This is a genomic window from Bradyrhizobium semiaridum, from assembly GCF_020329505.1.
GTDB classification, from domain to species: domain Bacteria; phylum Pseudomonadota; class Alphaproteobacteria; order Rhizobiales; family Xanthobacteraceae; genus Bradyrhizobium; species Bradyrhizobium semiaridum.
In genome coordinates this window covers 39,660-52,697 of record NZ_JAGKJJ010000033.1, presented here as the reverse complement: position 1 = coordinate 52,697, position 13,038 = coordinate 39,660, and the positions used below count along the sequence as shown (strand labels likewise).

The window sequence follows — 13,038 nt, the reverse complement described above, 5'->3', positions numbered from 1 at the left end:
CGCGACGCGGACGATGCCCGGCGTATCCAGTGCAATGCGCTCGATCTCGCGCACCACCGCCGTGGTCCGGGCCAGCGACGCGGCGCCGGGCAGCTGCGCCGAGATGATGACGTAGCCGCGATCCTGCGCCGGAATGAATCCCTGCGGGGTGGTGGCGAGCAGCCAGCCGGCGCTGCCGATCAGCACGAGATAGATCGCGAGCATCACCACCGTATGCCGGATCACGAAGTCGGCGGCGGCTGCGTAGCCGTGCGCCAGGCGATCGAACACGCGGTTGAACAGCGCAGTGAAGCTGCCCCAGCCGCGCGCGAGGATGTTCCAGCGTGCCGGCGGCCGTTTCTCCTCGTGCGGCACCAGGATCTGCGAGGCCAGCGCCGGCGACAGCGTCAGCGAGCAGAAGCAGGAGATCGCGGTCGCAACCGCAATCGTCACGGCGAATTGCTGGAAGAACTGCCCGGAGATGCCGCCGAGGAAGGCGGTCGGCACGAACACCGCGCACAGCACCAGCGCGATCGAGACCAGCGCACCGCCGACCTCTTCCATCGTCTTGAGCGCGGCTTCGCGCCGGCTCATGCCATGCTCGAGATGGCGTTCGACATTCTCAACCACCACGATGGCGTCGTCGACCACGATGCCGACCGCGAGCACGAGGCCGAACAGCGTCAGATTGTTGATCGAGAAGCCGAGCGCGGCCATCACCGCGAAGGTGCCGACCAGCGACACTGGGATCGCGATGATCGGGATGATGGCGGGCCGCCAGCCCTGCAGGAACACCAGCACCACGATGACGACGAGCGCCATCGCCTCGTAGATCGTCTTGATCAGCTCATGGACCGACTGCGCGATGAATTCGGTCGGGTTGTAGCCGATATTGTAGTCGAGCCCCTTCGGGAAGCTCGTCTTGAGCTGCGCCATCGCGTCGGAGATGTGCTTGGCGGTGGCCAGCGCGTTCGATCCCGGCCGCTGCGTCACCAGCAGGGCGACGGCAGACTTGCGCAGCAGAAAACTGTTGGTGGCGTAGGACAGCGCGCCGAGCTCGACGCGGGCGACATCGCGCAATCGCACGGTACGGCCGTCGGAGCCGGCCTTCACCACGATATCCTCGAACTGCCTGATATCCTTGAGGCGCCCGGTAAAGACGAGATTCGGCTGGAACGCGCGATCGGCGATCGGCGGCTCCGCGATCTGGCCGCCCGCGATCTGCAGGTTCTGCGCCCGGATTGCCGCCAGCACCTCGGCCGAGGTCAGGCCGAGATTGGCAATCCTGTCGGGGTCGAGCCACAGCCGCATCGAATAGTCGCGCGCGCCGAACATCTGGATGTCGCCGACGCCGTCGATCCGCAGCAACTGGTCGCGGACCTGGAGCAGCGCGTAATTGGAGATGTAGAGCTGGTCGAAACTGTCGTCGGGCGACAGCATGAACACGACCATCAAGATGTCGGGCGAGTTCTTGCGGGTGACGACGCCGTTGCGTTGCACCTCCTCAGGCAAGCGCGGCTGCGCGATCGCGACGCGGTTCTGCACCAGCACCTGGGCCTTGTCGAGGTCGGTGCCGAGCTTGAAGGTGACAGTGATGGTGAGCTGGCCGTTCGAGGTCGCCTGGCTGTAGAGATACAGCATGTCCTCGACGCCGTTGATCTCCTGCTCGATCGGCGCAGCGACAGTGTCGGACACCGTCTGCGCCGAGGCGCCCGGATATTGCGTCGTGACCGTGACGGTCGGCGGCACCACTTGCGGATATTCCGAGACCGGCAGCGTCTGGTAGGCGATCGCGCCGACGATCAGCAGCACGATCGACAGCACCATCGCCAGGATGGGCTGGTTGATGGAAAGCCTTCCGAGATTCATGGTTTGCCACCTGCCGCAGGCGCAGCTCCTGCCGCTGGCTTGGCCTCGGCCATTTTCGGCGTCACCTTGGCGCCGACGCGGGCGCGCTGCAGCCCGTCGACGATCACGTGGTCCTCCGCCTTGAGGCCCTCGCGGATCACCCGCAGGCCGTCATCGAGCGGGCCGAGCACGACCGGCCTTGCCTCCACCGTGTTGTCGTCCTTGACCACGAACACGATCTTGCGCGACTGGTCGGTGGCAATAGCGGTGTCCGGGATCAGCAGCGCCTCATAGGGCGCCGAGCCGATGATCCGGACACGGCCGAACTGACCGGGCAGCACCGAGAGATCCTTGTTCGGAATGATGGCGCGGCTGCGCAGCGTCGCGGTCGACACGTCGAGCCGGTTGTCGAGAAAGTCCATCTTGCCCTCATGCGAGGGTTTCGTTTCGCCGGTCAGCGTGACCTGCACCGGGTTCGGCGTGTCGCGCGAGCTCGGCCGCTTGCCTTCGAACCAGAGCCGGCTGTTGCGCTGATAGGTCGCCTCGTCGACGTCGAAATAGATGTAGATCGGATCGAGCGACACGATCGAGGTCAGGAGCGTCGAGCCACCGTCGCTGCCCTGCACGAGATTGCCCGGCGTCACCAGATGCCGGCTGACCCGGCCGGTGATCGGCGCCAGCACATGGGTGAATTCGACATTGAGCTGGGCGGCCTTCAGCGCGCCCTCGGCCTGGGTCTCGGCGGCACGCGCCGCCTGCAACGCCTGCCGGCGCTGGTCGACGACCTGCTCGGAGACCGCGCTGGTCTGCACCAGGTTCAGGCCGCGCTCGAGGTCGCGCTTGGCAAGCTCGCCTTTGGCACGCGCGTCGGCGAGCTGTCCTTCGGCTTGCAGTTTGACCGCCTCGAACGGCCGCGGATCGATGATGTAGAGCAAATCGCCGGCCTTGACGATCGCGCCGTCCTTGAACTCGACGCTGTTGACGAAGCCGCCGACGCGGGCGCGGACCTGGACCTCCTCGATCGCCTCGAAGCGGCCGGTGAACTCGTCCCAGTCGGTGACGGTGCGTTTGACCGGCTGCGCGACAGTGACCGGCGGCGGCGGTGGCGCGGCCTGCGATTGCGCCGCCTTGTCGTCGCAGCCGCCGAGCGCGAGCGCCAACAGCACAGCGATCGAGGCAGCACTGCGCCCTGCAAGACGGCGAAACGATTCCCGATTTAGGCCGGCCGCCGGAGCCGGATACTCCGTTCTGTCAGTCGCACTCACTTCCGTCTCCCCAAGGACTTCGAATCAAGGACTTCGAGCGTTGCAATTGAAATTGCAGTGATTCGGCGAAAGGTGGGTCGCCGCAAACATCCGCGGCGGACGTCACAGATGTAGCCGCCCCCCAGTCTGTTCAAGATGGCCCGGGGATCAAGCAAATAGTTGCGTTATCTGAAAGCCTTACGAGGACGTCGCAGGCTATGCTGCCGATCAAAGGGGCAGAATCATTGGCCTATCCGGAAATTGGCCGCTCACGGATTCCGGTCTGGAACAATTAGAAGGCGAATCGACGTCACAATCGCGTCATGCGCATGGGATCGTGCGCGGCGGCAGCAAGAACGTCCGGTTGTGGACCGGAAAAACCGTCCAGCAATCGCCTCGCTCTACCTCTCGCTGCATCGCGCCATCGTGGTTAACGCGGCGCATGTCATGCGGACACACATTGACACTCAGAAGCATCGTCAATACGGTGATAGTTGCCAAAGGGTAAATTTTCTTGGCCGCCGCATTTTTCTTGAACATTCATAGGGTTTCGGTCGCGGCGTGAGTGAGTGAGGCGACTACGGTAATGGCAAGCGAATTCGACCTTGCTGATGTGATGGCTCCGCCGCCAGCGCGGACTTCTTCCGATACGGATGGCCCCATGCGATCTCCGGTCGCGGCTAATCAACCTGCAGATGTGAACGAATTCACATCTCCGCTTTCCCAGAAAATGTAATTCTTGACCGGCTTTCATACCGGTCGCGGGAGTGCCCATGACGACCATACCTGCTTTTACAATCGGTGGTTTCACCCGTCCCGAACTCTATCTCGATCCGAGCGGCAACATCATTCTCGACCCGACCGCGCAAGCGTTCGTAGACACGTATGGTCTGCAATACCTCTACATCGGCTGCCCTCCCGGCACGCCGTTTCCGCCGGTCCCCGGCTTTCTGTCGACGCCGACCGACACCAATGCCGCCAGCAATACCGTCGTCGAGGGCGCCGCGGCCAACACCTCGGTCAACCTCACCGCACATTCGACCAGCCTGATCGGCCTGCCGGTCACCTATTCGCTGACCTCGGATTCCTCCAGCGGCGGCTTCAAGATCGATTCGCAGACCGGCGTGGTGTCGATCTCCGATCCCTCCAAGGTCGATTTCGAAAGCTCGGGCGGCAGCTACACCGTTACGGTGCGGGCGACCGACGGCATCTTCGTGTCGTCGCAAAGTTTCACCATCGCGGTCACCAATGCCGCGCCGTCGACGCCGGTCGACAGCTTCACCGGCGACACCGTCGCGGTATATGAAGGTGCCGCTGCCGGCACCGTTGTCGGCATCAACGCGTTCTCGACCGACGTCAACGGTCCGGCCGTCACCTATTCGCTCACCGCGGATACGTCCAACGGCGGCTTCAAGATCGATCCGAACAGCGGCATCGTCACCGTCAATGATCCGACCAAGATCGATTTCGAATCCGCGCCGGGTCACGCCTACGTCGTCACCGTCACGGCCAGCGACGGCCATGGCGGCACCAGCTCGCAGAATTTCACGATCGGTGTCTACGACGTCGCGCCGGCGGTCCCGACCGACAGCAACGCTGCAGCCGACAGCGTGACCGAAGGCGCCGCCGCGGGCAGCGCCGTCGGCATCACCGCATCCGCGCCCGACGTCAATGGCGGCACGGTGCACTACGCGCTGACCAACAGCGCCAACGGCGCATTCCAGATCGATGCCAATACCGGCGTCATCACCGTCGCCGATCCCACCAAGATCGATTACGAGTCCGCGCCCGGCCACGCCTACACCGTGACGGTGCAGGCCTCCGACGGCACGCTGACCAGCACCAAGAACTTCACCATCGCCGTCGCCGACGCCGCGCCGTCGACGCTGACCGACAGCAACGCGGCCGCCAACACCGTGGTCGAAGGCGCTGCCGCCGGCACCATCGTCGGCATCACCGCGGCAGCCACCGATGTCAATGGCGGTACGGTTCACTACGCGCTGACCAACAGCGCCAACGGCGCATTCCAGATCGATGCCAATACCGGCGTCATCACCGTCGCCGATCCGAGCAAGATCGATTTCGAAACCGCGCCCGGCCACGCCTACACGGTGACGGCGCAGGCCAGCGACGGCACGCTGACCAGCTCGCAGAATTTCACGATCGCGGTGACCGACGTCGCGCCGTCGACGCCCGTCGACAGCAATGCCTCGGCCAATACGGTGGCGGAAGGCGCCGCCGCGGGCACCACCGTCGGCATCACGGCATCCTCGACCGACATCAACGGACCGGCCGTGACCTGGTCGCTGACCGGAGACACATCAGGCGGCGGCTTCACCATCAATGCCACCACGGGCGTCATCACGGTCGCCGATCCGACCAAGATCGACTACGAAACCTCGCCCGGCCACGCCTACACCGTGACCGCGCAGGCCAGCGACGGTACGCTGACAAGCTCGCAGACCTTCACTATCGGCGTCAGCAACGTCTCGATCAGCACGCCGGTCGACGCCAATGCCGCGGCCAACAGCATCGCCGAGGGCGCCGCCGCCGGCAGCACGGTCGGCATCACCGCATCCGCGGTCGACCCGAACGGACCCGCGACCACCTATGCCCTGGTGGCCGACAGCTCGCTCGGCGGCTTCACCATCAATGCCACGACCGGCGTCGTCACGGTCGCCGACCCCAGCAAGCTCGACTATGAAAGCGCGCCGGGCCACGCTCACAGCATCACCGTGCAGGCCACCAGCGGCGCCGACGTCACCACGCAGACTTTCACAATCGCGCTTAGCGATGTCGCGCCGTCCGCTCCGGTCGACAGCGACGCCACAGCCAATTCGGTCATCGAAGGCGCCGCGGCCGGGACCGCGGTCGGCATCACCGCCACCGCGAGCGACATCAACGGCGGCGCCGTGACTTATTCGCTGGTCGGCGACACCTCCGGCGGCGGCTTCACCATCAATGCCGCCACCGGCGTCATCACCGTCGCCGATCCCAGCAAGCTCGACTTCGAGACCGCGGCTGGCCACGCCTACACCGTGACCGCGCAGGCCAGCGACGGCACGCTGTCGAGCACGCAGACCTTCTCCATCGCGATCGGCGACATCGCGCCGTCGCTTCCGGTCGACAGCGATCCTGCGACCAATTCGGTCGTGGAAGGCGCGGCTGCCGGTACCACCGTCGGCGTCACGGCGTCCGCCACCGACGTCAACGGACCGCCGGTGACCTGGTCGCTGACTGGCGACACGTCCGGCGGCGGCTTCACCATCGATGCCAACACTGGCGTCATCACCGTCGCCGATCCCTCCAAGCTCGACTTCGAGACTTCCGGCGGCAGCTACAGCGTCACCGCGCAAGCCACCGACGGCACGCTGGTATCCTCGCAGACCTTCACCATCACCGTCGCCGACGTCGCGCCATCGACCCCAGTCGACAGCAATGCCGGCACCAACACCGTCGCGGAAGGCGCCGCCAACGGCTCGACCGTCGGCATCACCGCGTCCTCGACCGACGTCAACGGGGCGGCCGTCACCTACTCGCTGATCGGCGACACCTCCGGCGGTGGCTTCACCATCAATGCCGCCACCGGCGTCATCACGGTCGCCGATTCCACCAAGCTCGACTACGAAAGCTCCGGCGGCAGCTACACCGTCATCGCGCAGGCCAGCGACGGCACGCTGGCTTCCTCGCAAACGTTTACGATCGCCGTCTCCGATGTCGCGCCGTCGACGCCGGTCGACAGCGACCCCGGCGCCAACCAGGTTGCGATCAACTCGTCCACCGGCGCCTCGGTTGGGGTCACCGCGTCCTCGACCGACGTCAACGGCCCGCCCGTGACCTATTCGCTGGTCGGCGACACCTCGGGCGGCGGCTTCACCATCGATGCCACCACCGGCAAGGTGACAGTTGCCGATCCGAGCAAGATCCTGCTCGCCGATCCGTTCTATGACATCACGGTCGATGCCAGCGACGGCACGCTGCACAGTCAGCAGACCTTCACGATCGCCGTCGTGATCGATGCGGCGCCGGTCGTCACCGCCGGCCATACGCTGAACTACACCGAGAACCAGGCCGCCACCGCATTCGATCCGGCGATCACGGTCACCGATTCCGACACCGCCACCCTCACCCATGCGACGGTCCAGATCACCGGCGGCTATGTCAACGGCCAGGACATCCTCGCCTTCGTCAATACCCCGAACATCACCGGCTCGTTCAATGCCGCGACCGGCACCCTGACACTGACCGGCACCGACACGGTCGCCAACTACCAGGTGGCGCTCGCCGCGGTGACCTATTTCAACAGCAGCGACAATCCGTCCGGCGCGGCGCGCACCGTCACCATCATAGCCAATGACGGCACGCTCGACAGCTCGCCGGTCACCGGCACCATCAACGTCACGCCGGTCAACGATCCGCCGTCGGTCACCGCCGGCCACACGCTGAGCTACACCGAGAACCAGGCCGCGACCGCCATCGACCCGGCGATCACCGTGTCCGATCTCGACAGCGCCAACCTGATCGGCGCGACGGTGCAGATCACCGGCAACTACGCCAACGGCCAGGACATCCTCGCCTTCCTCAACACCGCCAACATCACCGGCTCGTTCAATGCGGCGACCGGCATCCTGACGCTGACCGGAACCGACACGGTCGCCAACTACCAGGCCGCGCTCGCCTCGGTGACCTATTTCAACAACAGCGACAATCCGTCGGGACTGGCGCGTACCGTCACCTTCATCGCCAATGACGGCGCAGCGACGTCGACACCCGTCACCGGCACTATCAATGTCACACCGGTCAACGATGCACCGGTGACGACGGCGGGCGGCACGCTGAACTACACCGAGAACCAGGCCGCCACCGCGATCGATGCGACGGTCAACGTCACCGACGCCGACAGCGCCAATCTGTCCAGCGCGACCGTGCAGATCACGGGCGGTTACGTCAGCGGCCAGGATATCCTCGGCTTTACCAACCAGAACGGCATCAGCGGCTCGTTCAATGCGGCCACCGGCACGCTGACCCTGACCGGCTCCTCCAGCGTCGCCAACTACAAGGCCGCGCTCGACTCCGTCACCTATTTCAACAACAGCGACAACCCGTCCGGCGCCGACCGCATCGTCAGCTACACCGTCAATGACGGCTCGCTGAACAGCAACACGTCGACCTCGACGATTCACGTCACGCCGGTCAACGACGCACCCAGCATCAACGCCACCGGCACCCTGGCCTATACCGAGAACCAGGGCGCCGCCGCGGTGGCTCCTGCGCTCCTGGTGACCGACGTCGACACCGCGACGCTGAGCAGCGCCACGGTGCAGATCAGCGCCAACTACGTCAACGGCGAGGACTTCCTCGGCTTCGCCAACACCGCCAACATCACCGGCTCGTTCGACGCGGCCACCGGCACGCTGACCCTGACCGGCACCGACACGGTGGCGAACTACGAGGCCGCGCTGCGCTCGGTGACCTATACCGACAACAGTGAGAATCCGTCGACGGCGGCGCGGACCGTGACCTTCACGGTCGATGACGGCCAGGCCGTGAACCACCAGAGCGCCGGCTCAAACCACACCATCAACGTCACCGCGGTCGACGACGCGCCGATCAACAACGGCGTGCCGGCGAGCTTCACCGTGATGTCCGGCTTCACCCACGATATCACCGGGCTCTCGATCTCGGACGTCGACGCCGCGGGCGGCAACGACATCACCACGACCTTGACCTCGGCTGGCGGCGGCATCGTCAATATCGCCGCGGTCGGCGGCGGCGCCGCCATCACCGGCAACGGCACCGGCGTGGTCACGCTGACCGGCACCATCGCACAGATCAACGCCTCGCTCGCCGGCACGGTCACCTACACCGCCGCCGACGGCGCCACCGGCTCGTCGACGACGACCATCACGATGGCGACCAACGACCACGGCCATACCGGCACCGGCGGCCCGATCACCGACACCGACGTGATCCAGGTCGGCGTCACCCAGCAGGTCTGGTTCATCGATCAGGCCCAGACCATCACCGACGCGACCGCCCCGCGCGGATCGCAGGCCAATCCGTTCACCGACATCCACGAGTTCAACACCTCGACCGGTCCCGGCGTCAACGACATCATCTACCTGAAAGCCGGCACCTATACCGGCGAGGGCATCAACCTCCAGAACGGCCAGACGCTGCTCGGCGACGACCAGGCGCTGTCGCTGCCCGATCCGTTCGGCGGCCCGGCGATCCAGATCGAAACTTCCAGCGGCGCACGGCCGACCATCAACGTCACCAGCGCCGGCGACCAGGGCATCGATCTCGCCCAGAACAACGTCATCCACGGCATCAACATCACGACCGGATCAGGCACCACGGGCCTCGATGACGGCAACAACTCGGTCGGCAACCTGACCGTCGACCAGGTGTCGATCACCGGCTCCGGCCAGGCGGTCGATATCGACCAGGGCGGCAACCTCAACGTCGCGCTCGGCACGGTGAGCTCCTCAGGCGGCGCCTTCGGCGTCCAGCTCGGCGGCGCGCTGACCGGTAGCTTCTCCGCCACCGGCGGCACGCTGAGCGGCCACACCACCTCGGAGTTCGACGTCAGCGGCGGCACCGGCAATATCAGCTACGGCGGCGCGATCGGCGACGGCACCGGATCGTCGGTCTCGGTCGCCAACCACACCGGCGGCACGGTCGGCTTCTCCGGCACCATCACGGACGGCGGCGACGCCGGCGGCGGCGTTTCGCTCACCAGCAATACCGGCGCCACGATCAACTTCACCGGCGGCATGACGCTGAACACCGGCGGCTCGAGCGGCTTTGCCGCCACCGGTGGCGGCACCGTGAACGTGACCGGCACCAACCACATCACCAGCACCACCGGCACCGCGCTCAACATCACCGGCACCACGATCGGCGCGAGCAACGTCACGTTCCAGGACATCTCGGCCAACGGCGCCGCCAACGGCATCGTGCTCAACAACACCGGGACCAGCGGACACCTTGTCGTTACCGGCGTCGGTACCACGGCCGGCTCGGGCGGCACCATCCAGAACACCACCGGCGACGGCGTCAGCCTGACGTCCACCCAGGACGTCACGCTGAGCAACATGAACATCACCGGCAATTTCGGTGATGGCATCGGCGGCTCCAACGTCAACGGCATGGTGCTGAATCGCCTCACGATCTCCGGTAACGGCGACGATCCCGCGACCGACGAGTCCGGCATCAACATCACGGGGCTTACCGGCACCGCCTCCAACGGCGCACATGCGACCTCGATCAGCAACTCGACGATCAGCAACAACGAGGAATTCGAGATCCAGATCAGCAACAGCTCGGGTACGCTGACAAACCTGCAGCTGATCAACAACACGATTTCTGCCAACGGTGTCGCGATCCACGGCAATGCAAGCTCGCCGCACGGCAATCTCGTCAATTTCCTCGGCCTCGGCACATCGGTGATGGGCCTGACCGTCAACGGGGGCAGCTTCACCGGCAATACCGTGTCGGACGCGACCCACATCATCACGGGAACCGGCGTGTTCGCCAATTCCGGCGGCACTAGCATGACGGCGAACATCTTCAACGCCACCTTCACCAACAACAATGCCGGCGTCGATGTCTCCACCGATCCGGCGGCCACCTCGCTCACCTTCGATATCGAGGGCAATACGTTCCTCGGTCAGCGGTCGACCGCGATCAACCATTTCGACAATGGCAACGCACCGTTCAACCGCACGGTCAACGGGACCATCAGGAACAACATCATCGGCGACGATGCGGTCACCAACTCGGGTTCGCAGGTCGGCTCCGGTATCGTCATTCAGAACGAAGGTGCCATCAACGGCAAGTACCTGATCGACAACAACACCATCTCGCAGATCGCCACCGGGCCGGGCATTTCCGTCAACGTGGGCCTCGCCGGCCAGGCCACCGGCGGCGGCGAAACCGATCTCACCATCACCAACAACACGATCCAGCATATCAACGGCAGCCGCGGCATCACCATCCAGGACAACCAGGTCACCGACATCGCCAATCCGCCGGGGGCCGGGCCATTCCCGACGATATGGGTCAATATGTCGGGCAACGACTTCAACAATATCGCGGGTCAGGCGGGCAACGGCCAGTTCGTACGAATTCGCGAACTGAACGGCACCGTCAAGGTGACGCAGGATTCGCCGACTGCCGGCAATGCCGCGACAGAACTGGATAACGCCAACGGTTCAACCGATCCGACCAAGTTCAACATCAGCGGAACCCCTGACTTCGGTCAGGGCGCAGCACCGCTGCCGACCACAAACCCGTTGCCCCTGCTCTCCGCGCCGGGCGGTGTCGAGGCCGTCTCGCCGAGCCCCGGCGCAATGCACCTGACGCAGTCCCAGCTCGACGGAGTGGTGGCCGCAGCGATCGCCCAATGGGCTGCAGCCGGCGCATCCGCGGCACAGCTCGCGGCCCTGCATGCGACCACCTTCAGCGTCGCCGATCTCGCCCCCGGCATTGTCGGCGCCGAACAGGCGCCGGCGCACATCACGATCGACGTCGATGCCGACGGCCACGGCTGGTTCATCGATCCGACGCCGTCGGACAACTCTGAATTCGCGCATGCGGCAAACGCGGCCGGCACCGATCTGTTCGCCGATCCGACCAGCCCCGCTGCCGGCCACCTCGATCTGCTGACGGCCGTGAGCCATGAGCTGGGCCACGTACTCGGATTGCCCGATACGGCGACCTCCTCCAACGCCAACGATCTGATGCATATCAGCCTCGTCGATGGTGAACGCCGGATGCCGGATGCGGCCGATGTCGCGCAGGCCAACGCCGCCAGCTTCTCCTTCGCGGCGGTCGGCGCCCGCGCCCCGGCAGCGGCAAGCGCGCCGAACTTCGTGTTCGCGGCCAATGCCGCTCCGCCCCAGACGGCGGGCGACGCCAATCACGCGGCGGCACCGGCGCTGTCCGATCTGTTCAGCGGGCACGTCGAGAACAACGGTCTGTGGTGGGCGGCCAGTATACCGGCTCACACCGATATCGTTGCCCAGACGACGGTCGACCATCACATCCAGCCCGGACCCTACCAGCACGACCTGCTGGTTTGATCAGGCGTTATACGCACACAGCAGGCGCTCGCCGACATAGTTCGGCGGGCGTCTTCATTTCCATGCGATGGAAACGTCGCAACCGTCGATGAAGACAATTTGAATAAGCGTTGCCGCGCATCGGACGTATCCGAATCAAGACGACTGCCCCCGCTCAACGTGTCCGTGCAGACATCGCCCGCAACGTCCAACAACGAGAGATTGAACAAATAAATTGAGAGTCGCCGACAATCGTTGAGGTTGCACTCCCAGGAAAACACGCTATCGTGCAGACGCTGGTGACGCGATGTCATCGTCTTGCATTGTGTGCAAATCATTTTGAAGTAATTGGCGGAGGACCCATGGCCGAACCGTTTATCGCGGAAATCCGCATGATGTCGTTCAACTTCCCGCCCAAGGGTTGGGCGCTTTGCAATGGTCAGTTGCTTCCGATCAATCAAAACCAGGCACTGTTCTCGCTGCTCGGCACCACCTATGGCGGCGATGGACGGGTCAATTTTGCGCTTCCCGATCTGCGCGGCAGGGTGCCCCTCCACATCGGTGCGGGCCACACCCTTGGCGAGCACGCCGGCCAGGAGTCGCACACGCTCACGATCAGCGAGATGCCGGACCACTTTCATACCCTGAGCGGCTCGACCGTACAGGGAAATTCACCCAATCCCAATTTCAGCAATGTTGGTAACGTTCTGGCGCCGGATCCCGGCAACGCATACGGTCCGCCGAACAACGCGACCAATTTGAATACGGGTTCGATTGGCAATGTCGGCGGCAGCCAGCCGCATCAGAACATGCAGCCTTTCCTGACCATCAACTTCAGCATCGCCCTGCAGGGCATTTTCCCGTCGCAGACCTGAGGACAAGCTCCATGGCACAACCCTATG

Annotated in this window: 4 protein-coding genes; 2 read left to right on the top strand and 2 right to left on the bottom strand. The window is 64.8% G+C overall.

The window, feature by feature from the left end; all coding sequences use genetic code 11:
• Together J6500_RS27350 and J6500_RS27345 are read right to left on the bottom strand one after the other, a co-directional pair.
• The coding region (locus tag J6500_RS27350) for an efflux RND transporter permease subunit (protein WP_225715806.1) at positions 1 to 1,848 on the bottom strand (1,848 nt) is incomplete at its 3' end.
• Positions 1,845 to 2,999, bottom strand: coding sequence for an efflux RND transporter periplasmic adaptor subunit (locus J6500_RS27345; RefSeq protein ID WP_225715808.1), 1,155 nt, complete (start codon positions 2,997 to 2,999; stop codon positions 1,845 to 1,847). The genes J6500_RS27345 and J6500_RS27350, both read right to left, overlap by 4 nt.
• An 845-nt stretch (positions 3,000 to 3,844) precedes the next feature.
• On the opposite strand from J6500_RS27345, the gene J6500_RS27340 reads away from it, so the two are divergent.
• Positions 3,845 to 12,157 (top strand): cadherin domain-containing protein, encoded by an 8,313-nt coding sequence (locus tag J6500_RS27340; protein ID WP_225715805.1) that lies wholly within the window; start codon positions 3,845 to 3,847, stop codon positions 12,155 to 12,157.
• A 341-nt stretch (positions 12,158 to 12,498) separates the two neighbouring features.
• Positions 12,499 to 13,011 (top strand): phage tail protein, encoded by a 513-nt coding sequence (locus J6500_RS27335; RefSeq protein WP_225715804.1) that lies wholly within the window; start codon positions 12,499 to 12,501, stop codon positions 13,009 to 13,011.
• Positions 13,012 to 13,038: the final 27 nt, after the last annotated feature.